The 26,841-nt window shown below is 67.2% G+C and carries 25 protein-coding genes; 18 read left to right on the top strand and 7 right to left on the bottom strand.

The features are described from left to right. Positions 1-107: 107 nt before the first annotated feature. Positions 108-995, bottom strand: a complete 888-nt coding sequence (locus tag GFK26_RS05055) for a DMT family transporter (protein ID WP_101493376.1) — start codon at positions 993-995, stop codon at positions 108-110. Between the two features lie 102 nt (positions 996-1,097). Between GFK26_RS05055 and GFK26_RS05050 the strand changes: the two genes are divergently transcribed. Genes GFK26_RS05050 through GFK26_RS05040 form a run of 3 tightly spaced genes read left to right on the top strand, consistent with a single transcriptional unit; the run spans position 1,098 to position 2,352 of the window. Next, positions 1,098-1,676 (top strand): hypothetical protein, encoded by a 579-nt coding sequence (locus GFK26_RS05050; protein ID WP_153281049.1) that lies wholly within the window; start codon positions 1,098-1,100, stop codon positions 1,674-1,676. After that, positions 1,673-1,867: a hypothetical protein gene (locus tag GFK26_RS05045; protein ID WP_194274028.1), complete on the top strand. Its 195-nt coding sequence runs from the start codon at positions 1,673-1,675 to the stop codon at positions 1,865-1,867. The genes GFK26_RS05050 and GFK26_RS05045 overlap by 4 nt, the downstream gene beginning before the upstream one ends. Beyond that, entirely contained in the window at positions 1,864-2,352 is a 489-nt protein-coding gene (locus tag GFK26_RS05040) for a type II toxin-antitoxin system VapC family toxin (protein ID WP_153281047.1), read from the top strand. Before GFK26_RS05045 ends, GFK26_RS05040 begins: the two co-directional genes overlap by 4 nt. A gap of 21 nt (positions 2,353-2,373) precedes the next feature. Here GFK26_RS05040 and uvrA read toward each other — a convergent pair whose 3' ends face one another. Beyond that, positions 2,374-5,436, bottom strand: a complete 3,063-nt coding sequence (gene uvrA, locus GFK26_RS05035) for an excinuclease ABC subunit UvrA (RefSeq protein ID WP_416222541.1) — start codon at positions 5,434-5,436, stop codon at positions 2,374-2,376. 54 nt (positions 5,437-5,490) lie between these two features. After that, positions 5,491-6,870, bottom strand: coding sequence for a chloride channel protein (locus tag GFK26_RS05030; RefSeq protein ID WP_153281046.1), 1,380 nt, complete (start codon positions 6,868-6,870; stop codon positions 5,491-5,493). Between the two features lie 157 nt (positions 6,871-7,027). Between GFK26_RS05030 and ssb the strand changes: the two genes are divergently transcribed. Further along, complete coding sequence (gene ssb, locus GFK26_RS05025) at positions 7,028-7,582, top strand: single-stranded DNA-binding protein (RefSeq protein WP_153281045.1); 555 nt, start codon at positions 7,028-7,030, stop codon at positions 7,580-7,582. Between the two features lie 93 nt (positions 7,583-7,675). Here ssb and GFK26_RS05020 read toward each other — a convergent pair whose 3' ends face one another. Next, positions 7,676-8,152, bottom strand: coding sequence for a response regulator (locus tag GFK26_RS05020; RefSeq protein WP_153281044.1), 477 nt, complete (start codon positions 8,150-8,152; stop codon positions 7,676-7,678). A gap of 477 nt (positions 8,153-8,629) precedes the next feature. Between GFK26_RS05020 and GFK26_RS05015 the strand changes: the two genes are divergently transcribed. The 6 genes from GFK26_RS05015 (at position 8,630) to GFK26_RS04990 (ending at position 15,045) form a co-directional block, all read left to right on the top strand. Further along, positions 8,630-9,010 carry a helicase SNF2 gene (locus GFK26_RS05015; protein WP_153281043.1) on the top strand — a complete coding sequence of 127 codons (381 nt, stop codon included), beginning with the start codon at positions 8,630-8,632 and terminating at the stop codon, positions 9,008-9,010. A gap of 297 nt (positions 9,011-9,307) precedes the next feature. Continuing rightward, entirely contained in the window at positions 9,308-9,913 is a 606-nt protein-coding gene (locus GFK26_RS05010) for a DUF6891 domain-containing protein (protein WP_153281042.1), read from the top strand. Next, on the top strand, positions 9,910-11,703 hold the full coding sequence (locus tag GFK26_RS05005; RefSeq protein WP_228121917.1) for a VanW family protein: 1,794 nt from the start codon (positions 9,910-9,912) through the stop codon (positions 11,701-11,703). Before GFK26_RS05010 ends, GFK26_RS05005 begins: the two co-directional genes overlap by 4 nt. 16 nt (positions 11,704-11,719) lie before the next feature. Then, entirely contained in the window at positions 11,720-12,325 is a 606-nt protein-coding gene (locus GFK26_RS05000; protein WP_153281040.1) for a hypothetical protein, read from the top strand. 21 nt (positions 12,326-12,346) lie between these two features. Further along, the gene (locus GFK26_RS04995; protein ID WP_153281039.1) at positions 12,347-14,011 is read left to right on the top strand and encodes an FxLYD domain-containing protein; all 1,665 of its coding nucleotides are present in this window, start codon (positions 12,347-12,349) and stop codon (positions 14,009-14,011) included. A 44-nt stretch (positions 14,012-14,055) separates the two neighbouring features. After that, entirely contained in the window at positions 14,056-15,045 is a 990-nt protein-coding gene (locus GFK26_RS04990) for an LLM class flavin-dependent oxidoreductase (protein ID WP_153281038.1), read from the top strand. 13 nt (positions 15,046-15,058) lie between these two features. On the opposite strand, the gene GFK26_RS04985 is transcribed toward GFK26_RS04990, so the two are convergent. Then, entirely contained in the window at positions 15,059-16,717 is a 1,659-nt protein-coding gene (locus GFK26_RS04985) for a long-chain-fatty-acid--CoA ligase (protein WP_153281037.1), read from the bottom strand. 202 nt (positions 16,718-16,919) lie between these two features. Between GFK26_RS04985 and mnmA the strand changes: the two genes are divergently transcribed. Further along, positions 16,920-18,020, top strand: a complete 1,101-nt coding sequence (gene mnmA, locus GFK26_RS04980; RefSeq protein WP_153281036.1) for a tRNA 2-thiouridine(34) synthase MnmA — start codon at positions 16,920-16,922, stop codon at positions 18,018-18,020. 21 nt (positions 18,021-18,041) lie between these two features. Here mnmA and GFK26_RS04975 read toward each other — a convergent pair whose 3' ends face one another. Continuing rightward, positions 18,042-18,515, bottom strand: a complete 474-nt coding sequence (locus GFK26_RS04975; RefSeq protein WP_153281035.1) for an NUDIX hydrolase — start codon at positions 18,513-18,515, stop codon at positions 18,042-18,044. Between the two features lie 65 nt (positions 18,516-18,580). Beyond that, entirely contained in the window at positions 18,581-19,294 is a 714-nt protein-coding gene (locus GFK26_RS04970; RefSeq protein ID WP_153281034.1) for a response regulator transcription factor, read from the bottom strand. 404 nt (positions 19,295-19,698) lie between these two features. Between GFK26_RS04970 and GFK26_RS04965 the strand changes: the two genes are divergently transcribed. The 7 genes from GFK26_RS04965 (at position 19,699) to GFK26_RS04935 (ending at position 26,841) form a co-directional block, all read left to right on the top strand. Continuing rightward, a complete protein-coding gene (locus GFK26_RS04965) occupies positions 19,699-20,829 on the top strand; it encodes a Re/Si-specific NAD(P)(+) transhydrogenase subunit alpha (RefSeq protein ID WP_153281033.1) in 1,131 nt (376 codons plus the stop codon). A 19-nt stretch (positions 20,830-20,848) separates the two neighbouring features. Continuing rightward, positions 20,849-21,211, top strand: a complete 363-nt coding sequence (gene panD / locus GFK26_RS04960) for an aspartate 1-decarboxylase (protein ID WP_062481508.1) — start codon at positions 20,849-20,851, stop codon at positions 21,209-21,211. Positions 21,212-21,260: 49 nt separating this feature from the next. Further along, a complete protein-coding gene (locus tag GFK26_RS04955; RefSeq protein ID WP_153281032.1) occupies positions 21,261-21,593 on the top strand; it encodes an NAD(P) transhydrogenase subunit alpha in 333 nt (110 codons plus the stop codon). Next, complete coding sequence (locus GFK26_RS04950) at positions 21,590-23,089, top strand: NAD(P)(+) transhydrogenase (Re/Si-specific) subunit beta (protein WP_153281031.1); 1,500 nt, start codon at positions 21,590-21,592, stop codon at positions 23,087-23,089. The genes GFK26_RS04955 and GFK26_RS04950 overlap by 4 nt, the downstream gene beginning before the upstream one ends. Positions 23,090-23,189: 100 nt before the next feature. After that, positions 23,190-24,869, top strand: a complete 1,680-nt coding sequence (locus GFK26_RS04945; RefSeq protein WP_153281030.1) for a long-chain-fatty-acid--CoA ligase — start codon at positions 23,190-23,192, stop codon at positions 24,867-24,869. A 54-nt stretch (positions 24,870-24,923) separates the two neighbouring features. Further along, complete coding sequence (locus GFK26_RS04940) at positions 24,924-25,928, top strand: ABC transporter permease subunit (protein ID WP_070063398.1); 1,005 nt, start codon at positions 24,924-24,926, stop codon at positions 25,926-25,928. Between the two features lie 4 nt (positions 25,929-25,932). After that, the gene (locus GFK26_RS04935; protein WP_153281029.1) at positions 25,933-26,841 is read left to right on the top strand and encodes an ABC transporter permease subunit; all 909 of its coding nucleotides are present in this window, start codon (positions 25,933-25,935) and stop codon (positions 26,839-26,841) included.

Genomic DNA, 26,841 nt, shown 5'->3' with positions numbered 1-26,841 from the left:
AAACGAGACTTTTGCCCAGCAAAGGGTCAATTTTCAGGGGGCGCCTGTAATGCTTTTGACGTGCCGATGGCGCAGCCTTTTTGCGCCTGGCGGCGCGCGCTTCGCGCTCAGCTCTTGGCAGCGCGCGCAGGCAGCAGCACCGAGGCGATGGCGACCATCATCAGCGCCACCGCCACCCAGTCCTGCCAGTGCACGACCTCGCCGAGCCACACCGCGCCGCTGAACACGCCGAGCACGGGGATGAACATCACGCTCAAGGTCGAGGCCACCGGCGGCAGGCCACGCGCCAGGTAGAACCAGGCCGCGTGCGCGAAGCCGAAGATCAGCACCGCGTTGTAGGCGATCGATCCCCAGGTCACGGCGCCCGGCGAGCGCCATTGATCGCGCTCGAACAGGAGCGACAGCACCGTCATCACCACGGCCGTCATGGCCGTCATCCAGAACGAGAGCGTGAGCGTCGGCAGGCCGATGCGCGTGTGGCGCAGAAGCTGCGTGCCCAGCGCCCAGGTGGCGGCGGCCACCAGTGCCAGCGCCACGTAGCCGGGACGGCCTGCGAAGTCGGTGAGTTCGTGCCACAGCAGCAGCCCGACGCCGATGGCGCAGGCGCCCACGCCGGTCCATGCGCGGCGCGTGAGCACGGCCGAGAACAGCAGCGCGCCGATGACCGCGGAGAACACCGGCATCGTGTAGCCCAGGATCGCGGCGCGCCCGCCCGAGAGCGCCTTCACCGCGAGGATGATGCAGGCGTGCCAGACGAACATGTTGGTCGCGCCCAGCCACACCAGCTCGGGCCACGCGCTGCGCGGCACGCGGAACGGCACCTTCATCACCACCAGCGCCATCGCCAGCACGGGCACGCCCAGCCAGATCGAAATCGCGCGAAAGGCCAGCGGCGGGTAGTCGGCCACGCCGAGTTTCATCACCGGCCAGTTGAAGCCCCACGCGAGGGTGAGGAGGACAAGAAGAACGAACTGGCGCGGGGTGAAGGAAGGCATGGGCCGCGATTGTGGCGCGGCCCGCGCATTCGTGCTGGCGGCAGCATGGCCGCGCTTGGAACGCCTCTACACGTAAGCTGCTTGGACCCCTAAAATGACCCGATGGAAGCGCAAGAGTTGTTGATAGCTTTGCACGATGAGTCGGCTGGATATGGAATCTCGCCCGACAGAGTGCCGCTGTCCGTGTTGCGCAGCTTTGCCAAGGACGTGGATGAATTTCTTCGCGGGGACAGCAATGACGTCGATACCTCGACGCTTGATGTCTCTGTTGAAAAGGGATCGTTGGCCTTTCGCACGGCGCCAACTGCCAACCCCGTTTTGATGAATGACTTGCGAAAGCTCGCCAGCACCCAGGAGATGGATGGTGTCGGACCGAAGCGGCGCGCAGTGATGGAGCGGTGGCAGAAGAGTGCGCGTGGCAGCCGCCGTTGGCGCGTGAGCATTGCGGCAGACTTTCTCCCCACGGCCATCGTGATCAGCGCCGAGTCCGATTTCAGAGCTGACGATGCCGACCAGTGGGTGCGTGTCGAACGCTATGTGCGCGGTGAGATTGAAGACATGGGGGGCATGCAAGGCCGAATGCCCACATTCGTCTGCCAGACGGCAAGGCGTTGTTGGTCGATGCTGCTCGCGAAATGCTGCGAGACGAAAAGGTCAATCGCCTTTACAAGCCGGCGATGATCAGGATCGTTGCGGAATACAACGTCGTGACGCGCGAATACCGAGGCGCCAGGCTGTTGGAATTTGTCGAGCACGAAAGCCAGCTCCAACAGAAAGACCTTGACCGTCTGATTCAACGCGGCGCCAAGGCGTGGCGTGACGTACCTGACGCTGGAGCGTGGGTTGACGAGCTTCGGGGAAGCAAGGAGTGAGTGCGATCCTGCTCGATACGAGCTATCTGATTTCGCTGGCCGACCCGGCACGCGCACATCATCAAACTGCGGTCAGCTATCTTCGCGAAGCTTTGAAGCGTGGTGTTCCTCTTTATCTCTCGGCGATCGCTGCTTCGGAATTTCAGGTCAAACAAGCGGTGACCGATTTGCCTTTGCGCAATTTCGAAGTGCTGCCGTTCAACATTGACTATGCCATGACGGCGGGTCTGTTGATGCGGGATCTCAAGCGGGACGTCGGAGACGATCGAAGCGCAGTCAAAGACGATATCAAGCTGATCGCTCAGGCCATCTGCGAATCACTGACGCACATCCTCACCGAGGACGCGCAGACGTTGGTGAAGTATGTGGACCGGTTGAACAAGGCAGGCACCAGCAGCGTGAAGCCCATCTTGCTGGCGGATGGCTTCGACACCGCCTGGTTCGAGAACGGACAGCGCGGTTTGTTGAGCGACTCGTCCGATTGAGCGTTGCCGCTCAATCGGCTCTCAGTTCGGCAATAACCGCTTGAGGTACCGCCCCGTGTGGCTCGCCTCGTTCGCCGCGATGGCTTCCGGCGTGCCTTCGCCCACCACCGTGCCGCCGCCGGCGCCGCCTTCGGGACCCATGTCGATGAGCCAGTCAGCGGTCTTGATGACGTCCAGGTTGTGTTCGATGACGACGATGGTGTTGCCCGCGTCGCGCAGCTGGTGCAGCACCTTCAGCAGCAACTCGATGTCGGCAAAGTGCAGGCCGGTCGTCGGTTCGTCGAGGATGTACAGCGTGCGGCCCGTGTCGCGCTTGCTCAGCTCCAGCGCGAGCTTCACGCGCTGCGCCTCGCCGCCCGAGAGCGTGGTGGCCGACTGGCCGAGCTTGATGTAGCTCAGGCCCACGTCGAGCAGCGTGCGCAGCTTGCGCTCGATGGTCGGCACGGCCTTCAAAAACTCGTGCGCCACCTCGACCGTCATCTCGAGGATCTGCGCGATGTTCTTGCCCTTGTACTGGACCTCGAGCGTCTCGCGGTTGTAGCGCTGGCCGTGGCAGACCTCGCAGGGCACGTACACGTCGGGCAAAAAGTGCATCTCGACCTTCACCACGCCGTCGCCCTGGCAGGCCTCGCAGCGGCCACCGGCCACGTTGAAGCTGAAGCGGCCCGGGCCGTAGCCGCGCTCGCGCGCGGTGTTGGTCTCGGCCATCAGTTCGCGGATGGGCGTGAACAGGCCCGTGTAGGTGGCCGGGTTGCTGCGCGGCGTGCGGCCGATGGGCGACTGGTCGACGTTGATGACCTTGTCGAAATACTCGATGCCCTCGACCGACTCGTGCTCGGCGGGCTCTTCGTGGGCGCGGTACAGCGTGCGTGCCACGGCGGCGTAGAGCGTGTCGTTCACCAGTGTCGACTTGCCCGAGCCCGAGACGCCCGTCACGCAGGTCAGGAGGCCGACGGGGAAGGCCACGCTCACGTTCTTCAGGTTGTTGCCGGTGGCGCTGACGACGCGGATCTCCTGCAGGTCGGTCTGCGACGCGAGGTGCGCCGCTTCGCGCGCGGCGCGCCGTTCGGCCGCGGGACTCTGCGGAAAGCGCGAGGGCTTCTTGCCTTCGTTGAAGGCCGGCTTTTTCACGGCCGGCAGCCACGCGGTGCGGTGCTTGGGCACCTCGATCTTCTTCGTGCCCGAGAGGTACTGGCCGGTGAGCGAATCGGGGTTGGCCGACACCTCGGCGTACGTGCCCTGCGCCATCACGCGCCCGCCGTGCACGCCGGCGCCGGGGCCCATGTCGATCACGTGGTCGGCGGCGTGGATCATGTCCTCGTCGTGCTCGACCACGATCACGCTGTTGCCGATGTCGCGCAGGTGTTTGAGCGTGCCGATGAGGCGGTCGTTGTCGCGCTGGTGCAGGCCGATGCTGGGCTCGTCGAGCACGTACATCACGCCCGTGAGGCCCGAGCCGATCTGCGACGCGAGGCGAATGCGCTGCGCCTCGCCGCCCGAGAGCGTTTCGGCGCTGCGGTCCAGGCTCAGGTAGTTGAGGCCCACGTCGTTGAGGAATTTCAGGCGCAGGCCGATCTCGCGCACCACCTTGTCGGCGATGTCGGCCTTGGCGCCGCGCAGCTTGAGCGTGCTGAACCAGGCGTAGGCATCGCGCAGCGTGAGGTGGCTCAGTTCGAAGATCGCCATGCGCGGGGGCTCGCCGCCGTTCGCGGCCACGTGGCCGGTGTCGTCCACCAGGAACACATTGCGCGCCTCGCGCCGCAGCCGCGAGCCGCCGCAGTCGGGGCAGGGCTGCTGGTTGCGAAAGCGTGCGAGGTCTTCGCGCACCATCACCGAATCGGTCTCGCGGTAGCGCCGCGTCATGTTCGGGATGATCCCCTCGAAGGGGTGCTTCTTCGTGAGCTTCTTGCCCGCGAAGTTGCCCGATTCCATGGTGTAGTTGAACTTGATCTCTTCAGCGGCCGAGCCATGCAGCAGCACCTGCTGCACCGAGGCCGGCAGCGATTCGAAGGGCGCGTCGACGTCGAACTTGTAGTGCTTGGCGACGCTCTCGACCATGCTGAAGTAGTAGCCGTTGCGGCGGTCCCAGCCCTTGATGGCGCCGCTGGCGATCGACAGCGACGGAAACGCCACCACGCGCACCGGGTCGAACACCTCGCGGTGGCCCAGGCCGTCGCAGCTGGGGCAGGCGCCCACGGGCGAATTGAACGAGAACAGGCGCGGTTCGAGCTCGGACAGCGAGTAGTGGCAGATCGGGCAGGCGAACTTGGCGTTGAACAGGTGCTCCTTGTCGGCCGCACCCTCGGCGCCCAGCTCCAGCGCAATGGCGCGGCCTTCGGCCAGGCGCAGCGCGGCCTCGAAGCTCTCGGCCAGGCGCTGCTGCATGTCGGGGCGCGCGCGCAGGCGGTCGATGACCACGTCGATGTCGTGCTTCTCGGTCTTCTTGAGCTTGGGCAGGTCGTTGTATTCGTAGGTTTGCCCGTCGACGCGAAAGCGCACGTAGCCGGCCGCCTGCATCTCGGTGAAGAGCTCGAGGAACTCACCCTTTTTCTCGCGCGCCACGGGCGCCAGGATCATCAGGCGGGGCTCGTCGGGCAGCGCCAGCGTGGCGTCGACCATCTGCGAGACCGTTTGTGCCTGCAGCGGCAGGTGGTGGTCGGGGCAGAAGGGCGTGCCGGCGCGGGCGTACAGCAGGCGCAGGTAGTCGTGGATCTCGGTCACCGTGCCCACGGTGGAGCGCGGGTTGTGGCTGGTGGCCTTCTGCTCGATGCTGATGGCGGGCGACAGCCCCTCGATCACGTCGACATCGGGCTTGTCCATGAGCTGCAGGAACTGCCGCGCATAGGCCGAGAGGCTTTCCACGTAGCGCCGCTGCCCTTCGGCATACAGCGTGTCGAACGCCAGGCTCGACTTGCCCGAGCCCGACAGGCCGGTGATGACCACCAGCTTGTTGCGCGGAATGTCGAGGTCGACGTTCTTCAGGTTGTGGGTGCGCGCGCCGCGGATGCTGATGCGCTGCTGTGCGAGCAGCGCGCCAAGGTAGGCGTCGCGTTCCGGGGTGTCTTCAGGGGTGGGTGAATTCAAGGGGTGCGGTCGTCCGAGGGCAACCGGACATGATAGAGGGGCTGGCCCCGTCTGTCATGGCGAAGGGCTGGACGGCGCAGAAGCAGCAGGGGCGTCCGGTGCGGGCGGCCGCACCGGCTTGGAGGCGGCGATGGCGCGTCCCACCATGAATTCGGCCAGGGTTTCGTACAACGGCCGGCTGATCATGCGCGAGACCAGGCTGGCCAGCAGCGCGGCGGCCATCAGGCTCAGCACCATGGCGTGGCCGTCGACCATCTCCATCACGATGATGAAGGCCGTGAGCGGCGCCTGCGTCACAGCGGCCAGGAAGCCGGCCATGCCCATGGCGATCAGCGCCGGACCGAGGTCGCTGCTGGCCAGCCGGGCCACGGCGTCGCCGATGCCCGCGCCGATCGACAGCGAGGGCGCGAAGATGCCGCCCGGCACGCCGCACCAGGCCGTGAGCCAGGTGGCGACGAACTTCAGCACGGTGTACAGCGGCGTGAGCTCGTCGTGGCCCTGCAGCATCTGCTTGACCGCCTCGGAGCCTGCGCCGAAGGTCGCGCCGCCCGTGACCAGCCCGATGACCGCGATGGCCAGCCCGCCGGCCGCCGCGAAGCGCACCGGGAAGCGCGCGCGCCAGCGGTTGAGCCGCCCGGGCGCGCCGGTCAGCGAGGCGCTCAGCAGTCGCGCGAACAGCCCGCCCGCGGCGCCGCTGAGCAGCGCCACCAGCAGGCCGGGGCCGAGCGCGTCCCAGCCCAGCCGGGGCACGCGGATCACGCCGAAGTAGCTGGCATTGCCGAACACCGAGACCGCCACCAGCCCCGCCAGCACGATGGCCGTGATGATCAGGCCGCTGGAGCGCGCCTCGAGCCGGCCCGACAGCTCCTCGATGGCGAACACCACGCCCGCCAGCGGTGCGTTGAAGGCCGCCGCGATGCCGGCCGCGCCGCCGGCCACCAGCAGTGCCCGCCCGTCGATCGGCGTCTGGGGCGACAGCCAGCGCCGGGCGTGCTGCATGACCCCGGCCGCCACCTGCACCGACGGGCCCTCGCGCCCGATCGACAGCCCGGCGGCAAAGCCCGCCACGCCCAGGCCGATCTTGGCGACGGTGAGACGCAGCGAGGCAAACAGGAAGCGGCGCTCCTCGGGCAGCGCCGGATGCAGCGCCGCCTTGATCTGCGGAATGCCCGAGCCGCCCGCGCCGGGGAAGAAGCGCAGCGTGCACCAGACGATACCGGCGGTGATTGCCGGCGTGGTCAGTAGCACCGCCCAGGGCCAGGCGGCGTAGAAGCGGTGGAAGGCGCCGAAGACCCAGTCGCTGGCGAGCGTGAAGCCCACCACGAACAGCCCGGCCGCAATGGCGTAACCCAGCACGATGGCCCGGTCGAGCCAGATGCGCCCGCTGGACAGCTCGGCGCGCAGGTGTTCGAGGAAGTCGGGCTCGTGGTTCATCGGGCGGGCGGGGGAGGGTGTTCATTCTGGCATCGGCCGGGGCGCCAGGCTGTAGGCCGGGGACACCGGACGCCCGGGCGGGCGCCGGCGTCCGTTCAGGCAGAATGGAGGGTTCCTCTCAACCTCCTCCTTCATCTACTTATCAGGGGCAGTGCATATGGCATCGGTCAATAAAGTCATCGTCGTCGGCAACCTGGGGCGCGACCCCGAAATGCGGACCTTCCCGAGCGGCGATCAGGTCGCAAACGTCACCGTGGCCACCACCGATCGCTGGAAAGACAAGCAAAGCGGTGAGATGCGCGAAGCCACCGAATGGCACCGCATCGTGTTCAACGGCCGCCTGGCCGAAATCGCCGGCCAGTACCTGCGCAAGGGCTCGCAGGTGTACGTCGAAGGCTCGCTGCGCACGCGCAAGTGGACCGACAAGGACGGCATCGAAAAGTACACCACCGAAATCCGCGCCGACCAGATGCAGATGCTGGGCAGCCGCCAGGGCCAGGGCGGCCCGTCGGGCGGTCCGGAGGACGACGGCGGCTACTCGCAAGGCGGTGGTGGCGGCGGTTATTCGCAGGGTGGCGGCGGTGGCGGTGGCGGTTACGCCCCGCGTGCCCCCGCAGCAGCCGCACCGCGCGCGCCGGCACCGGCACCGCGCCAGGCTCCGGCCAAGTCGTCGTCGGGCTTCGACGACATGGACGACGACATTCCGTTCTGAAGCAGACTTTTCGCGTGGGTCAACAAAGGCTCGCTCTTTCGAGGGCGGGCCTTTTTTTCATTTGTCGAAACTCGCGAGGCCTTCGGATTGCCCTCAGGCGGCGTCGCGGATGGGCTGCAGAGGCACCACGGACAACACGTCGTTGAGCTCGTCGAGCGTGAAAGGCTTGCGCAACCATGCACACCCGGGCAGGGCCGTCGTGGGCGACGCATTGCCCGATGCGAACACGACGGGAATGCGTTCGATGGCCAAAATGCTCTCCGTCAGGTCGCGACCCGACAGGCCCGGAAGACCGACGTCGAGCAGCAGCAGATCGAAGGCGCCCGGCAAGTAGCGCGTCATCGCCGATTCGGCACTCGTCACGCCGGTGGCCCAATGGCCCAGCGCCTGCACCGCGGCGATCGTCGTGGCCAGGGCGTCTGCATCGTCCTCCACGACGAGGATGCGCAAGGGTCGACCGTCGGCCGGGGCTGTTTCGATGGACGGCGCCGGGACGTCGAAGGAGGGCGCATTGGCGCTGCTGGGAGAGCCAGCTGCGGCGTCAAACGAGAATTGGGTGGTCGCGCTCATGTCGGGAAACGGACGCGCCGCACTGACGGGCAGGGCCGGCGATTCTGTTTGTGTCTGTGGAGTGAAGAACAGAAACAAACTACACCGCCAAAGCAAACGCTTGTGTCAGACAGCCACCCATGTGTCTGAAAGTTGGCGAGGAGGTTGGCTTGCTTTACGGCAGGCAGCGTGTGGGCAATTGCGCGTTCCCGAACCCGACGCGCTTTTGTTTTCCCCCTCCACAAACGGCTTTGCGCCCCATTCCGCTTCAATTGTTTCGAATCTGTGAACACCGTGGTTCGTTTCGCTACGGGTTTTTACCTAGATGACGGCGCACAATTCATCTCACGGACCAGCCCTCAAAGCTGATCTGGGTGAACAGGGCCCCGAGCGAGGTGGCCGCCCTCCGAAAAAGAACAGAGGGGCGGTGACCCACCCAAGACCGGTTCGACATCCAAAGCAAGAACTTGAACTGAATTGAAGAAGGAAGAAATCCAAATGACCGCCTCGAAGATCCTCTCCGCCGTTGCTGTTGCCCTGATGGCCGTTGCCGGCGCCGCCCATGCCGAAAGCTATGAAGGCGTGCATCAACTGACCTCGGCCGCCAGCCGCGCCGACGTCGCTGCCCAAGCCGTCGTGGCCGCACACAGCGCCAACCCGTACGCCACCGGCGCCAATGCAGGCCCCGCGCAAGTGATCGTCTCGTCGACCAGCCGCGCTGCCGTCCGTGCCGATGCCGTCGCCGCTGCACACAGCGCCGACCCGTACGCCGAAGGTGCTTCGTCGGGCGTGGCCCCGATCGTTGCCAGCACCATCGACCGCGCTGCGGTTCGCGCCGCCGCCCGCGCTGCTGCCCACGGCGACGCACTGCCGCTGTAAGCGGTCCGAACGGCTCGCCGATGCACTCGGCGAACGCTTCAGGTCTTCATGAAAGCCGGCCCTGCCAACGCAGGGTCGGCTTTTTTCATGGGCCATGACCGTGAAATCTTGGCCGAAAGTCACATTGCCTTGGCCTTGCGCATCCCTCATGATTTGGGCGCGGGAGGGACGGCCGCCAGAGCGCATGCTTTCGCATTAACGCAGCGCCGCGGTGCGGACACGCGAGAATCGAGCGTCGTTCCGACCGCGAAAAATGAAAGCATGACCCGTCGCCAACCAAGCGACGACCCACTACGCATGGCCCTCACTCTCGACCCCGAAGACACGCGCGGACGCATCCACGACCTGGTGTGGAGCGGCTTCCACGCCGATGCCGACATCGGCTGGATGATCACCGACGAGTACCTCGATCCCGATGAGCTCACGCCCGAGGACCGCGCCTGGATCAAGGCCGAGACCACGCGCGCCTGCGCCGCCAAGCGCGCCGCCGAGGCGCAGTGGCCCGCGCAGACCGAGTACGACCGGCTCGACGCCGTGTTCGCCCAATTGCGCAGCGAGAACATCATCGCCCTGCACCGCGCCGGCAACACGCTGTCCGACGGTCACGACGACGTGCGCGAGCAGTGGCGCGCGGCCGGAAGGCTCGAGTCGGGCATTCGCGGCTGCTGCTTCTATCACGCACAGGATCTCGATGGCGCCGTGCACAACGGCCGCCTCTACCTTGCCTTCAGCGGCGGCATGATCCCCGAGATCGCGCAGCGCGAAGCCAACACCGTCGTGGTCGGCCATCGCATCGTCGAGCTGCTGCGCGACGCCGGCTTCGGCGCGCAATGGAGCGGCAACATCAACGAGCGCATCGAAGCCGACCTCGGCCAATGGCGCAAGCGAGGCCCCACCGCGTGAGCGTGCAGGCCTGGCAGCCGCCGCGCCGCATCGATGCGATCGACTTCTGGCTGCGCTCGCGGCTGCTCGCCACGGCCCACGCCCTGCGCGAAACCCTGCGGCCCTCGGCCCGCCGCTGGCCCTGCGGCCAACACGCACTGGCCGATGCGCCGGTGCTTGCGCAGTACCGAACCCCGCTGTGGTCCGACGGCCGTGCCGACGAATTCCCCTTGGTCGCCGGCAAGGTGCAGAACCTGCGCGTGGCGCGATCTGCTTTCGACGCCATCGAGGTGCCGGCCGGCGAAGTGCTGAGCTTCTGGCGCCAGCTGGGGCGGCCGGCGGCAGGGCGCGGCTTCGTGGTCGGGCGCGAGGTGCGCGGCGGCTGCGTGGTGCCGACGCTGGCCGGCGGGCTGTGCCAGCTGTCGAACGCACTCGCCACCGTGGCTGTGCGCGCGGGCTTCGAGCTGGTCGAGCGCCACGGCCACACGGCGCGCATCGAGCAGGCGGACGCGCCAGACGGCGACGCCATCGATGCAACGGTGTTCTGGAACTACGTCGACCTCAAGTTGCGCGCCAGGCAGGCGTGGCGGCTCGAAGTGGCGCTGACCGACACCGAGCTCGTGGTGCGCATTCGTGCGCGCACGCCGCTGGCGGTGCCCACTGAGCCTGTCACGCTGCGGCGAACGAACGACGACACGGCCACCGCGTTGCCGTTGGCGCGCGGCTGCCTGAGCTGCGACCAGACCGCGTGCTTCCGCCATCGTCCGCCGATCGACGTCGGTCCCGAGGGCCGCACGGCGGTGCTCGTCGATGGCTGGACGCCGGAGTTCGCACGCCACCTGCGCGAGGCGCATCCGCAAGCGCAGCGCATGCAGCCCGTGCCGCTGCGGCTCGCGTTCTGGCGCGTGCCTGCTGCGGGGTGGCATCGCGAGCCTGCGACGAAAGAACAAGTGACCACCGCTTGGGCCGCGAGCCTGCGCCGCGCCGTATGGCAACGGCTCTGGGCGCGGCAGGCGGGCCGGCGCCAAGCCAGCCTGATCGACGGCCAGCGCTGGCTCGCGCAGGCCTTTGCCGCGCGGCTGGTGCCGGCGCACACGCATCTGGTGGTCGAGCAGTCGCTGCTCCCGCATCTGCAGCGCCTCGGCGCGCTCGACGGGCGCCGCATCACTGTGCTGGCCAGCGCCTTGCCGATGGCCGACATCGAACAGCGGCTCGATGCCGCCTCGCAGCGCTGGCCCGGCGATGCGACCTTGCGCGACTTCCGCGCCGATGCATCGCTGGTGCGCGACGAAGCACTGGCGCTCGCACGCGCGGCGGTCATCCTCACGCCGCATGCCGCGGTGGCGCAGGCCATGGCGATGTACGCGCCGCAGGCCACGCTGCAGCGGCTCGATTGGGCACTGCCGCAGGTGAAGGCCACGCATGGCGCGCGCCGAGAACCGCCCGTCGTCGTGTTCGCTGCGAGCGCGCTGGCACGCAAGGGCGCGCGCGAACTCGCTGCCGCACTGCAAGGCTGGCCGTGCCGCCTGCGCGTGCTGGGGTCGCCGTCGGACGACGCGCGGCTCTGGCAGGGCATCGAATCTATTCAACACATGAACTGGCAAGGCGACGGGCTGGCCGGTGCCGCTGTCGTCGTGCTGCCCGCGCACATCGAACACGCGCCGCGCGCGCTGCTGCGCGCCGTGGCGGCGGGCGTGCCGGTGGTGGCATCGACGGCCTGCGGCCTGGCCGGTGTGCCGGGCGTGCACGAGATCGCACCCGGCGACATCGACGCACTGCGCACCGCATTGCAGACCGCCTGCCTGGCCTGAACGGAGAACAACACACGTGGCATCGATCGAACAGGCCCGCGCGGCCCTGGCTTCCCATGGCGCGCTCGCGCCGCAATCTGCCGCCGAGCACTGGCACGGCGAGCTGGCATTGCCCGCCGCCATCGCTACCTTCTACGAACAGGTCGGCCCGCTCGGCGACTGGGTCAACGACCGCGTGGGCTATGCCGGCCTCACGGTGCCGACCACGGGCAACCCGTTCAGCATTCCTGCGCTCTCGCGTCTGTGGCAGCTGCAGGCGGGCTACCGCTGGCACGGCATCACCGGCGAGCGCATTGCCGACTGGCCCGACCATTGGCTGGTGGTGGCCGACCAGGGCGCCGATCCGTTCATCTTCGACCTGCGCACCGGTGCGATCCAGTTCGCGATGCACGGCACGGGCACTTGGCAGGAAGACGAACCGCTCTTCGCCGACATCTTCGAGATGGCCGCCTGCCTGGGCACCATCGGCCAGGTGTGGGACGAAGCGGGCGACGCCATCTTCACCGACGAGGATGACTGCGAGGTCGACCCCGTGCACCGCGCGCGCCTGGTCGAGCGGCTCGTACCGCTGCTGGGCAGCGCCGCGGCGGCCGAGAACATCGTCGACGTGTTCGGCTGGTAAGGGATAAAAGAAAAGACATCCATGAGCATCGACCTGCAGACCCTCAAATGCGGCGAGTGCGGCGGCAGCACGCTGCGCCGCACCGGCCTGAACGAATACACCTGCTCGCACTGCGGCTCGATGTCGCTGGTGGAAGACGACGTGTCCGACCGCCTCGAGCGCGTGCTGCAGCAGGTCAAGCACCACGCCGGCCAGCAGATCGCGGCCGAACAGGCGCTGCGCCAGAAGCAGATGCTGCGCACGATCGGCTTCGTCGTGATCGGCTTTGTCGGCGTGGCGCTGGCCGTCCAGGTCGCGATGCTGCTGTTCGGTTCGGGCAAGCGCAGCGAGGCGCCTTCGGTGGCGCGCGCGATCGTCGACCGCACCATCGCCACCGATGGCCTGAAGCTCTCCGAGCCGCGCCAGGTGCTCGTCGGCGAGCGGCCGAAGCTGCTGGTGCTGGCGCGCAACGAAACCGGTCGACCGCTCGAACGGCCCAGCCTGAAGCTCGTGTTCCATGACGGCGACACGCGGCTGAGCGAGCGCAGTGAATCGCTGCCGATCGACGTGCTGATGCCCGGCGAGTCCGCACCCGTGCTGGTCGACCTGCCGTCTGGCAGGAACGTCACGCGGCAGGACGTGACGGTCGAGAAGCTGTCCGAACCGCGCAGCGCCGCCGACGGGCCGCGCCTGGCGTTCTCGCGCCTGCGGCTGGTGCAGCAGGGCGAGCGCGTGCGCCTGGCCGGCCGCCTCGTGCATGCGGGTGCGCCGGGTGCGCCGGCGTTCGGCAGCATCGAGGCGCTGGTCACGCTGTACGACGACGCGGGCCAGGTGATCGGCACGGGCCGCGGCCACGCGCCGGGCTCCACGCTGGAGCCGGGCGGGCGCGCGGCGATCGATGTCGACCTCAGCCGCTTCGGCCGCGGCGCCGCCATCGCGGCGTGGGACTACCGCATCGGCTATCACACGGTCACGCCTTCGGGGTCGCGCACGACGGTGCTGAGCGCCGACCGCGTGATCCGCACGAGCGGCGCGCCGGAGGTCTTCCACCCCGACCTGCGGCTGAGCACCGAAGACCTGCTGGCCGAGGACAGCGAGCGCTTCGACCCGCGGCAACTCGAACTGCTGCCGCTGGTGGCGGGGCGCAGCACGATCCAGCGGCCGCTCTTCATGACCGAGCTGGTGAACCGCAGCACCGATGCCATCGCCATCACGCCCGGCGCGGTGATCTCACGCTTCGGCGGCAGCACCGCCGACGGCACCACGCGCCTCGACGAGCTGGCCACTCTGTACCCGGGCGAGCGCTTTCCGATCCTGTTCGAGCCGAGGGCCGTGGACCGCATCACGCAGACCCGCGTCGAGTGGAAGCCGATGCGCCGCGCCGCATTGCCCGGCCCGCGCAAGCCGCTGGAGGTGCAGGTGACGGGCACCAAGGCCGGCACCGGCAGCGTGCTGCTCAATTTCAGCCAGCGCTTCACTTACAAGAGCGTCGAGGTCACGGGCACGGTGAAGAACCCCGGCACGGCCATTGCGGCCAAGGTGCGCCTGTGGGTCAGCCTGCGCGACCGCAACGACCAGCTGACCGGCTTCAAGGTGGTCGAGAACCTGCCGGCCATTGCACCGGGGGAGAGCGTGCCGTTCCAGGTCCATGTGACGCAGCACGGCCGCGATTTCGCGAGCGTCGCGACGCTATACCAAACCGAATAGCCCCGTGCGTGACGGCATGGGGCGGTTCGCGCCATGATCGCGCCATGATTCCGCTTTCGATCCTCGACCTTTCCCCGATCACCGAAGGCAGCGATGCCGCGCAGTCGTTCCGCAACTCGCTGTCGCTGGCGCAGCACGGCGAGGCGCTGGGCTACACGCGCTACTGGCTGGCCGAGCACCACGGCATGCCGGGCATCGCGAGCGCGGCCACGGCCGTGTTGCTGTCGTACGTGGGCGCGGGCACCTCCACCATCCGCATCGGTGCCGGCGGCGTGATGCTGCCCAACCACTCGCCGCTGGTGATCGCCGAGCAGTTCGGCACGCTGGAGTCGCTGTACCCGGGGCGCGTCGACCTCGGCCTGGGCCGCGCGCCCGGCTCCGACCAGCGCACCGCGCGCGCGCTGCGGCGCAACCTGGAGTCGGACGCCGACCAGTTCCCGCAGGACGTGATGGAGCTCATGGACTTCATGTCGAAGAACCCGCAGCAGGCCGTGCGCGCCGTGCCCGGCGCGGGGCTCGAGGTGCCGGTGTGGATCCTCGGCTCGAGCACTTTCGGTGCGCAGCTGGCTGCGCACCTGGGCCTGCCGTACGCCTTTGCTTCGCACTTCGCGCCGCAGCAGATCATGCAGGCCATCCAGATCTATCGCGAGACCTTCAAGCCCTCGGCGCAGCTGAGCAAGCCCTACGTGATGCTGGGCTTCAACGTGTTCGCGGCCGACACCGACGAAGAAGCCGAGTTCCGCGCCACCTCGTGGCAGCAGGCCTTCGTGAACCTGCGCAGCGGGCGACCCGGCCGGCTGCCGCCGCCGGTCGAAAACTATCGCCAGAAGGTCGGCCCGGCCGAGAACGCGCTGCTCGACTCGGTGCTGTCGTGCTCGGCGGTGGGCTCGGTCGAGACCGTGAAGCAGGGCGTGGAAGCCTTCGTGGCGCGCACCGGCGCCGACGAACTCATGATCACCTCGCAGGTGTTCGACCACGCCGCCCGGCTGCGCTCCTACGAGCTGCTGGCCGGTGCGTTCGGCCAGAAGAAGTAAGCAAGGCCTCGTCCTAGGCCCGCTTGCGAGCTTCCTCGTCCACGAGGTCTTTCTTCGAGAGCTTGCCCACCGCGGTCTTGGGCAGCTCGGCACGGATCTCGAGCGCGCCGATCATCTCGTGCTTGCCCAGGCGGTTCTTGAGGAAAGACTTGAGCGTGTCGAGCGTGAGTTCTTCCGCGTCGTCTTTCAGTTTCACGAAGGCTTTCGGCGACTGCCCGCGGTAGTCGTCGGGCACGCCGATCACGCAGACCTCGGCCACCGACGGGTGTTCGTACACCGCCTCCTCGAGCACGCGCGGGTACACGTTGTAGCCGCCGCACAGCAGCATGTCCTTGGTGCGGTCGACGATGTACAGGTAGCCGTCGGCGTCCATCTTCGCGACGTCGCCGCTGCGGAAGTAGCCGTCGGCCGTCATCGACTCGGCGGTGGCCTTCGGGTTGTTCCAGTAGCCCTTCATGACGTTCGGGCCCTGCACGCACAGCTCGCCGGGTTCACCGAAGGCGGTCACGTCTTTGGTCGGATCGTCCAGGCTCACGAGCTTGATGCGCACGCGCGGCAGCGGCATGCCGCACGAGCCGGCCTTGCGCACGCCGCGTGCCGGCGTGAAGGTGCCCACGGGCGAGGTCTCGGTCATGCCCCAGCCTTCGTTGAGGTGGCAGCCGGTGAGTTCGAAGAAGCGCTGCTCCACCTCCACCGGCAGCGGCGCGCCGCCCGAGCCGCAGAACTTCAGCGAGCGCAGGTCCATCTCTTTGGCCTTGGGGTGCGAAAGGATGGCGGTGTACATGGTCGGCACGCCGGGGAACACGCTGATCTTGCTGGCCGCGAGTTCGTTCATCACCGCGTCGACATCGAAGCGCGTGTGCAGCACCAGCGCCGCGCCCAGGCGCACGCCCAGCAGCATCGCGGCGCTGAGCGCGAAGATGTGGAACAGCGGCAGCACGACCAGGAAGCGCTCGCCGCCTTCGGCCAGGATCGGTGGTTCGCCGCGCGTCGATTCGTAGTACTGCGCCGAGGCCGACGTGAGGTTGGCGTGCGTGAGCATCGCGCCTTTGGGCAGGCCGGTGGTGCCGCCGGTGTACTGCAGCACGACGATCTCTTCGGCGAGGTCGCCGAGCGGGTAGGTCTGGTGCGTGCCTTCGCTCTGGAGCAGGTCGGTGAAGCGCACATGGCGCGCGTCCACCGGCACGGGGGCGATCTGACCCGCGGCCTGCAACTGCGCCTGCACCTTGTCGCCCGCCGCGCCGTAGTCGCCGAGGCTGCCGACCACCAGCGTCTTCAGGCGCGAGCTGTCGAGCAGGCGCGCCATCAGCGGGTAGAGGTTCACGAGGTCGAGCGTGACGAGGATGTCGGTGCGGCTGTCCTCGATCTTGTGGGCCAGCACGCGCTCGGCGTCGAGCGGCGAGTAGTTCACCACCGTGCCGCCGGCCTTGAGCACGGCGAAGAAGGCGATCGGGTAGTGCGGCGTGTTCGGCAGGTAGAGGCCGACGTGCACGCCCGGCTTCACGCCCAAGTCCTGCAGGCCCTTGGCGGCGCGGTCGACCGCCTCGCCAAGCTGGCGGTAGCTGAGCGACTGGCCCATGAACTCGACGGCCGAATGGTCGGGCCAGCGCGCGACCGCCTCGTCGAGCATCTGCTGCACCGGCTTGACGGGCAGCTCGGCGTCCCAGCGCATGCCGGGCGGGTAGTTGCGCGTCCAGGGGTGGGGTTGTCAGAGGGGAAGGGGTCGCCATGCGTGTGTCTCCGCTGTGTTTCGGGTCACTGTAGCGCCGGCCTTTCGCATCGTGGTGTGGCGGCTGACAAGCCGGCGACACGGGTTTTCCCGATTTCCCACACGCCGGATGCCCCTGTTGCCGGGCTGGGACAATGGCGGGCTTATGGCAAAACAACGGATCGTGGTCGGGCTGAGCGGCGGGGTGGACTCCGCGGTCACCGCGCACCTGCTCAAGCAGCAGGGGCACGAGGTGGTCGGCATCTTCATGAAGAACTGGGAAGACGACGACGACAGCGAGTACTGCTCGTCGAACATCGACTTCATCGACGCCGCCAGCGTGGCCGACGTGCTGGGCATCGAGATCGAGCACGTCAACTTTGCCGCCGACTACAAGGACCGCGTGTTCGCCGAGTTCCTGCGCGAGTACAAGGCCGGCCGCACGCCCAACCCCGACGTGCTGTGCAACGCCGAGATCAAGTTCAAGGCCTTTCTCGACCACGCCATGCGGCTGGGCGCCGAGAAGATCGCCACCGGCCACTACGCCCGCGTGCGCCTGAACGAGGCCACGGGCCGGCACGAGCTGCTCAAGGGGCTCGACAACTCGAAGGACCAGAGCTACTTTTTGCACCGCCTGAACCAGGCGCAGCTGTCGAAGACGCTGTTCCCGGTCGGCGAGCTGCACAAGACCGAGGTGCGCCGCATCGCGGAAGAAATCGGCTTGCCCAATGCGAAGAAGAAAGACTCGACCGGCATCTGCTTCATCGGTGAGCGGCCGTTCCGCGACTTCCTGAACCGCTACATCTCGAAAGAGCCGGGCCCGATCAAGGACGACCGCGGCCGCAAGCTCGGCGAGCACCAGGGCCTGAGCTTCTACACGCTGGGCCAGCGGCAGGGCCTGGGCATCGGCGGCGTGAAGGAGAAGGGTGCACAGCGCGGCGCGGGCGACCATTCGCCCTGGTTCGTCGCGCGCAAGGACGTCGAGAAGAACACGCTGTGGGTGGTGCAGGGGCACGACCATCCGTGGCTGCTGTCGACCGAACTGAAGGCAGACGATGCGAGCTGGGTGGCGGGCGAAGCGCCCGTGGCCGGCACTTACGGTTCGAAGGCGCGCTACCGGCAGGCCGATGCGGCCTGCGAGATGGCCGAGGGCGCCAACGGCGCCTTCAGCCTGCGCTTCGGTGCGCCGCAATGGGCGGTCACGCCGGGGCAGTCGGCCGTGCTGTACGACGGCGAGCGCTGCCTCGGGGGCGGCGTCATCGTCTGAACCGGGCGGCTGGCTGGCCGCTCAGCGCGGCTGGCGCACGCCGTCGTCGGTGTGGATCAGCGACAGCGGGTGGCGCTTGCCGGCGAGGTAGTCCTCGATGCAGCGCAGCAGCAGCGGGCTGCGATGGCGCGCCACGCTGGCGCGGATCTCGTCCACGGTCATCCAGAGCGTGCGCACGATGCCTTCGTCGAGCGCGCGGCCCTCTTCGCGTGCACCGAGTTCGCCGGTGAAGGCAAAGCGCATGTAGGTCACGTCGGGCTGCTCGGCCGAGCGCGCCATGTAGACGCCCAGCAGCGCGGTCGGCGTGAAGGCGTGGGCCGTTTCCTCGAGCGTCTCGCGGATGCAGCCGTCCTCGGGCGACTCGCCGGGGTCGAGGTGGCCGGCGGGGTTGTTGAGCTTCAGGCCGTCGTCGGTCTGCTCTTCGACGAGCAGGAAGCGGCCGTCTTGCTCGATCACCGCGGCCACGGTGACATTGGGTTTCCAGCGTGTGGGCATCGTGGGCGCGAGTCTATCGGCTATCGGCCGATCGCTGCACCCCAGGCGCCGCGGTCGGGAGCGCTTCAGCGCCGGCTGGCGGCGGTCCGCGTGTCCACCTCGATGGTTTCCAGCCGGTAGCCGAGGCCGTAGACGGCCAGCAATAGAAAACCGTTCGAGGGGCGCAGTTCGAGCTTGGTGCGCAACCGCGACACATGGGTGTCGAGCGAGCGCGACAGGGCTTCGATGCCGAGTCCCCAGACGGCCTCGTGCAGGTGCTCGCGCGAGAGCAGGCGCCCCAGGTTCTGGAACAGGAAGAGCGCGAGTTCGTATTCGCGGTTTTTCAGCTCGACTGTGACGCCATGGACCTTGATGGCGCGTGAGGGCGGAAAGAAGTGGTATGGGCCGAACACCAGTTCGGGCTCGTTGCGCGAAGGATAGGAGCGGCGCAGCAGGGCGTTGACGCGGGCCTCGAACTCGATCGGGCGCAGCGGCTTGGCCATGAAGTCGTCGGCACCGACGTTGAGGCCTTCGACCATGTCGGTGTCGCCATGGTGCTCGGTCACGAACAGGATCGGCATGCGGCTCTTGTAGTCCTGCCGGATCGTCTTGACGACGTCGGGGCCGTTCATGTCGGGGAGGCGCCAGTCGAGAACCAGCAGGTCGAAGGTTTCGCGGCGCATGGCGTGAAGCAAGGCCTTGCCGGCAGCGTAGGTGTGGCACTCGTGACCGAGGCTCGCCATGGATTGGTTGATCAGCCGGAGTTGCTCCGGCTCGGTGTCGAGTACTGCGATTCGCATTCCATTCCCTTGTTCCGCCCTGTGCGGGCCTCTATGTGTCCGCAATATGAATCGAAGTGTATCTATCTGCTTCAGGGATTTGGAATGCGAATCGCCATTAATTCACTCAAATTGATTTTATGTATGTGATTCAATCGCTAATTGATGGCAATTGGGCTCAATTGATTTCAATCCAGTGGCGCGAATGGATTCAGCGGCATACGGGTTTCAACCCATGGCGGGCCGCCTGTTTCCGGACATCGCATCGGCGCTCAATTTGCTATCAATTAAGTAGCTGAAAAATCAATACACATGGGCGTTGGACGGCGATATGCATGCGGTATCTTGGCGACAGTGAACGCTTGTAATCTTGCTGTAAGCTCTGCCCGCATTCCGTGCTGCCCCCTTCCCCTGAGGAGAACTCTATGTTGATAGGCGTGCCTGCCGAGACAGCGGCTGGCGAAACCCGAGTGGCCGTGACACCCGAAACGGTGAAGAAACTGGTCGCTTCCGGGCACATCGTTCGTGTTCAGTCGGGAGCCGGCGTTGCAGCCAGCGTCACCGATGCGGCTTACCAGACCGCCGGCGCGGAAATCACAGATCAGGCGGGCGCGTTCTCCGCCGACATGGTGCTCAAGGTGCGCACGCCCAGCGACGCCGAAGCGGCGCAGCTGAAGGCCGGCGCGGTCGTCATCGGCATGCTCAATCCCTTCGACGCGGCCGGCCTGCAACGCCTAGCTGCCGCGGGCGTCACGGCCTTCGCCCTCGAAGCCGCGCCGCGCACCACGCGCGCCCAGAGCATGGACGTGCTCAGCTCACAGGCCAACATCGCGGGCTACAAGGCCGTGATGATCGCGGCCGACAAGTACCAGCGCTTCTTCCCCATGCTCATGACCGCCGCCGGCACCGTGAAGGCCGCGCGCGTCGTCATCCTGGGCGTCGGCGTGGCCGGCCTGCAGGCGATCGCCACGGCCAAGCGCCTGGGCGCCGTGATCGAGGCGTCGGACGTGCGTCCGAGCGTCAAGGAACAGATCGAGTCGCTGGGCGGCAAGTTCATCGAGGTGTCCTACGACACCGACGAAGAGAAAGAGGCCGCGGTCGGTGTCGGCGGCTACGCCAAGCCGATGCCCCCGAGCTGGCTCGCGCGCCAGCAGATCGAGGTCGCCAAGCGCGTCGCGCTGGCCGACGTGGTCATCAGCACCGCGCTCATTCCCGGCCGTGCCGCACCCACCCTCATCACCGAAGAGATGGTCAAGTCGATGAAGCCGGGCTCGGTCATCGTCGACATCGCGGCCGGCAAGGGCGCGGACGGCGTTGGCGGCAACTGCCCGCTGTCGGAGGCCGACAAGACCGTGGTCAAGCATGGCGTGACCATCGTCGGCGAAACCAACCTGGCGGCGCTGGTGGCGGCCGACGCGTCGGCGCTCTATGCGCGCAACGTGCTCGACTTTTTGAAGCTCGTCGTCACGAAGGAAGGCGCGCTCCAGATCGACCTCGAGGACGACATCGTCGCCGCCTGCCGCGTCACGCAAGACGGCCAGGTCACGCGCAAGTAAGAAGAGCAGGCTGCCTTTCATGAATCGCACCATGCTCCGCGCGAAGCTGCATCGCGCCACCGTCACCGAAGCCGACCTGCACTACGAAGGCTCGTGCGGCATCGACGAAGACCTGCTCGACGCGGCCGACATGCGCGAGTACGAAAAGATCGAGCTGTACAACGTCAACAACGGCGAGCGCTTCTCGACCTACATCATCAAGGCCGCGCGCGGATCGGGCGCCATCTCGCTCAACGGCGCGGCGGCGCGCAAGGCGCATGTGGGCGACCTGCTCATCATCTGCACCTACGCCCCCATGACCGAGGCCGAAGCCGCGGACTACAAGCCCAAGGTGGTGCTGCTTGGCGATGCCAACCGCATCAACGAAGTCAAGAAGCTCTGACAGAGCCCTGGACCCAGAGACAGAGACCGAACGAGGAGAAGAAAACACCATGGAAATCGTTTCGCACACCGTCATCAACCTGACCATCTTCGTGCTGGCCATCTATGTCGGCTACCACGTGGTCTGGACCGTCACGCCCGCGCTGCACACGCCGCTCATGGCCGTGACCAACGCCATCTCGGCCATCGTGATCGTGGGCGCCATGCTGGCCGCCGCGCTCACCACCACGCCGCTGGGCAAGACCATGGGCGTGCTCGCCGTGGCGCTGGCCGCGGTGAACGTCTTCGGCGGCTTCCTGGTCACGCGCCGGATGCTCGAGATGTTCAAGAAGAAAGAGAAAAAGGCCGTCGCACCGAAGGCTGCAGAGGGAGCTTCCAAGTGAGCATGAACCTCGTCACGCTGCTGTACCTCGTTGCCAGCGTCTGCTTCATCCAGGCCCTGAAGGGCCTGTCGCATCCCACCACCTCGATCCGCGGCAACGTCTTCGGCATGACCGGCATGGCGATCGCCGTGCTGACCACCATCGCGCTGGTGCATGCACAGGCACGCGCGCTCAACGTCGACTTCACCACCGGCATCGCCTGGGTGCTGGCCGCCGTCGTGGTCGGTGGCGGCCTGGGCGCCTTCATGGCGAACAAGGTCGAGATGACCAAGATGCCCGAGCTGGTCGCCTTCATGCACAGCATGATCGGCCTGGCCGCGGTGTTCATCGGCGTGGCCGCGGTGGCCGAGCCCTGGGCCTTCGGCATCACCGCCGCGCCCGTGGCGGCCGTCATCGGTTCGCGCACGCCCGACGGCGCGGTCCTCTTCGAGGGCTTCGTGCGCCACGGCATTCCTTACGGCAACCGGCTCGAGCTGTTCCTGGGGGCGGCCATCGGCGCCATCACCTTCAGCGGCTCGGTCATCGCCTTCGGCAAGCTGTCGGGCAAGTACAAGTTCCGCCTGTTCCAGGGCGCGCCGGTGCAGTTCAAGGGCCAGCACATGCTGAACCTGGTGCTGGGCCTGGCGACCGTCGCACTGGGCCTGGTGTTCGTGGCCACCGAAAGCTGGCCGGCGTTCTTTGCGATGCTGGCGCTGGCCTTCGTGATGGGCGTGCTCATCATCATCCCGATCGGCGGCGCCGACATGCCGGTGGTGGTGTCGATGCTCAACAGCTACTCGGGCTGGGCGGCAGCCGGCATCGGCTTCAGCCTGAACAACGCGATGCTGATCGTGGCCGGTTCGCTGGTGGGCTCGTCGGGCGCGATCCTGAGCTACATCATGTGCAAGGCCATGAACCGCTCGTTCTTCAACGTGATCCTGGGCGGCTTCGGCGGCGAGGCGGCCGCGGCCACCGGCGGCGCGAAGGAGCAGCGCCCCGTGAAGACCGGCAGCGCCGACGACGCGGCCTTCGTGCTCGGCAACGCCGAGACCGTGGTCATCGTGCCGGGCTACGGCCTGGCCGTGGCGCGCGCCCAGCACGCCGTGAAGGAACTGGCGGCCAAGCTCACCGAGAAGGGCATCACCGTCAAGTACGCGATCCACCCGGTGGCAGGGCGCATGCCCGGCCACATGAACGTGCTGCTGGCCGAGGCCGAGGTGCCCTACGACCAGGTGTTCGAGATGGAAGACATCAACGGCGAGTTCGGCCAGGCCGACGTGGCGATCATCCTGGGTGCCAACGACGTGGTGAACCCCGCGGCGCACACCAAGGGCAGCCCGATCTACGGCATGCCCATTCTGGAGGCCTACAAGGCCAAGACCGTCATCGTGAACAAGCGCTCCATGGCGGCGGGTTATGCCGGCCTGGACAACGAACTCTTCTACATGGACAAGACCATGATGGTCTTTGGCGATGCGAAAAAAGTAGTGGAAGATATGGGCAAGGCCATCGAATAGGCCGAAGGTCCGCGCCCGCGATACGGGCCAGATCGTCGCGGCGCCTCACGTGCGCCGTTTTCGTTTTAAAAAACTCATCCGACTCCGAGGAGACACATCCATGACCGAACGCCCCTGGCTCAGCAGCTACCCGCAAGGCGTACCCGCCGACATCGACGCTTCGCAGTACCCGTCGCTGGTGGCGCTCATGGAGGAGAGCTTCACCAAGTACGCCGACCGCACGGCCTACAGCTTCATGGGCAAGGACGTCAGCTACGCGGAGACCGACAAGCAGAGCAAGTCCTTTGCCGCGTACCTGCAGGGCCTGGGCCTCGTGAAGGGCGACCGCGTCGCTGCGATGATGCCCAACTGCCCGCAGTACCCGATTGCGGTGGCCGGCATCCTGCGCGCGGGCCTGATCCTGGTGAACGTGAACCCGCTGTACACGCCGCGCGAACTCGAGCACCAGTTGAAGGACTCGGGCGCCAAGGCGATCGTCATCATGGAGAACTTCGGCACCACGCTGCAGCAATGCATCGCGGCCACGCCGATCAAGCACATCGTGCTGGCCTCCATGGGCGACCGGCTCGGCTTCCTGAAGGGCGCGCTCGTCAACTACGTGGTGCGCAACGTCAAGAAGCTGGTGCCGCACTTCAGCCTGCCGGGCGCGGTGCGCTTCAACGACGCGCTCGACAAGGGCGCGAGCGGCAAGCTCAAGCCCGTGGCCATCGGCCCCGACGACGTGGCCGTGCTGCAGTACACCGGCGGCACCACCGGCGTGTCCAAGGGTGCGGTGCTGCTGCATCGCAACGTGATCGCCAACGTGTTGCAGTCCGAAGCCTGGAACGAGCCCGTCATGGCCAAGGTGCCGGCCAACGAGCAGCCCACCAGCGTGTGCGCGCTGCCGCTGTATCACATCTTCGCGTTCACGGTCGGCATGATGCTGAACATGCGCACGGGCGGCAAGCTGATCCTCATCCCGAACCCGCGCGACATTCCCGGCGTGCTGAAGGAACTGTCGAAGCACACCATCCACAGCTTCCCGGCCGTCAACACGCTGTTCAACGGCCTGGCGAACCATCCCGACTTCAACACCGTCAACTGGAAGAACCTGAAGGTTTCGGTCGGCGGCGGCATGGCCGTGCAGGCCGCGGTGGCCAAGCTCTGGCTCGAGAAAACCGGCTGCCCGATCTGCGAAGGCTACGGCCTCTCGGAAACCTCGCCCTCGACCACCTGCAACCCGACCAACAGCACCGCCTACACCGGCACCATCGGCCTGCCGCTGCCGAGCACCTGGCTCAAGCTGCTCGACGACGACGGCAATGAAGTGCCGACCGGCGAGCGCGGCGAAATCGCCATCAAGGGTCCGCAGGTCATGGCCGGCTACTGGCAGCGCCCCGACGAGACCGCCAAGGTCATGACGCCCGACGGCTACTTCAAGAGCGGCGACATCGGCGTGGTCGACGAGCGCGGCTACTTCAAGGTGGTCGATCGCAAGAAGGACATGATCCTGGTGTCGGGCTTCAACGTGTACCCGAACGAGATCGAAGACGTCGTGGCGATGCTGCCCGGCGTGCTCGAATGTGCGGCGGTCGGCGTGCCCGACGACAAGACCGGCGAGGCCGTGAAGCTCGTCATCGTCAAGAAGGACCCGGCACTCACCGAAGCGCAGGTGCGCGAGTACTGCCGCGCCAACCTCACGGGCTACAAGCAGCCGCGCGTGATCGAATTCCGCACCGACATGCCCAAGACGCCAGTGGGCAAGATCCTGCGGCGCGAGCTGCGGGATAGCAAGAAGTAGTAAGGGTTCCGCCCGGGTGGGGCCGGGGCATCGATCTTGCATATTCGCGGGTCGATGCTCAGATTCATCTATGTCCGCCTAGGCTTGCTCGTGCCGACCTTCATCGGCATGACGCTGCTGGCCTTCTTTCTCATCCGGCTGGTGCCGGGTGACCCCATCGAGACCATGGCCGGCGAGCGCGGGATCGACCCCGCGCGCCACGCCGAGCTGCGCACCGCCATGGGCCTGGACAAGCCCTTGCTCGTGCAATACGGCATCTACATCGGCCGCGTGCTGCAGGGCGACCTGGGCAAGTCGCTCATCACGCAGGACACCGTGATGAGCGAGTTTCTCGCGCTCTTTCCGGCCACGGTCGAACTCGGCGTCTGCGCGATTCTGTTCGCGCTGCTGCTCGGGCTGCCGGCCGGCATCGTTGCGGCGGTGCGGCGCAACTCCATCTTCGACCACGGTGTGATGGCCACGTCGCTCACCGGCTACTCGATGCCGATCTTCTGGTGGGGCCTGCTGCTCATCCTGTTCTTCTCGGTGCAACTCGGCTGGACGCCGGTGTCGGGCCGCATCTCGGTGCAGTATTTCGTCGAGCCGCAGACCGGCTTCCTGCTGATCGACGCGCTGCGCGCCGGCGAGACCGAGGCCTTCTGGTCGGCGCTGCACCACCTCATTCTTCCGGCCATCGTGCTGGGCACCGTGCCGCTGGCCGTGATTGCGCGCATGACGCGCTCGGCCATGCTCGAGGTGCTGGGCGAGGACTACATCCGCACCGCGCGCGCCAAGGGCCTGTCGCGCTTTCGCGTGGTGGGGCTGCATGCGCTGCGCAACGCGCTGATCCCCGTCGTGACCGTGATCGGCCTGCAGATCGGCGTGCTCTTCACCGGCGCGATCCTCACCGAGACCATCTTCTCCTGGCCCGGTGTCGGCAAGTGGCTCATCGAGGCCATCGGCCGGCGCGACTACCCCGTGCTGCAAGGCGGCATGCTGCTGCTGGGCGGCATCGTGATGCTGCTCAACCTGCTGGTGGACATCGCGTACGGCGTCATCAACCCGCGGATCAGGCACTGAATCGATGACGAGCAACACCCACGCCGTCACCCCCGGCCCGCAGGCCGCGGTGCCTCCCGGCCCGTGGCGCGAGTTCTGGACCGCCTTCTCGGCGAACCGCGGCGCGGTCATCGGCCTCGTCACCATCGTGGTGCTGCTGCTCGTCGCGCTGTTCGCTCCATGGATCGCGCCGCATGCGCCGAACGAAACCAACGCCGCCGCCTTTCTCAAGCCGCCGGCCTGGCAGGAGGGCGGGTCATGGAGTTACCTGCTCGGCACCGACGCCATCGGGCGCGACATCCTGTCGCGGCTGATGCATGGCGCGCGGCTGTCGCTGTCGATCGGTGTCGCGGTGGTGGCGCTGTCGGTGGTGGTGGGCGTGGTGCTCGGGCTCGTCGCCGGCTTCTTCCGCGGCGTGCTCGAGATCACGATCATGCGGATGATGGACATCATTCTCACGATGCCCAGCCTGCTGATGGCCATCGTGATCGTGGCGATCCTCGGGCCGGGGCTCGTCAACGCGATGCTCGCCGTGGCCATCGTCGTGCCGCCGCACTACGTGCGCATCACGCGCGCCACCGTCATCGCCGAGGTCTCGCGCGACTACGTGACCGCGGCGCGCGTGAGCGGTGCCGGCACGCTGCGCCTGATGTTCCGCGAGGTGCTGCCCAACTGCTCGGCGCCGCTGATCGTGCAGGCCTCGCTCGGCGTCTCGACCGCCATCCTCGACGCGGCAGCGCTCGGTTTCATCGGACTCGGTGCGCAGCCGCCGTCGCCCGAGTGGGGAACGATGCTGGCCGACGCGCGCGAGTTCGTATTGCGCGCGTGGTGGGTCGTCACCTTCCCGGGCCTTGCGATTCTTGCGGCGGTGCTGGCGTTCAATCTGCTGGGCGACGGCTTGCGCGATGCGCTCGACCCCAAGCTCAAGCGCTGA

The sequence above is a fragment of the Variovorax paradoxus genome (assembly GCF_009498455.1).
GTDB lineage: Bacteria > Pseudomonadota > Gammaproteobacteria > Burkholderiales > Burkholderiaceae_C > Variovorax > Variovorax paradoxus_H.
The sequence above is the reverse complement of the archived record's forward strand: the minus strand, read 5'-3'. Positions and strand labels throughout refer to the sequence as shown.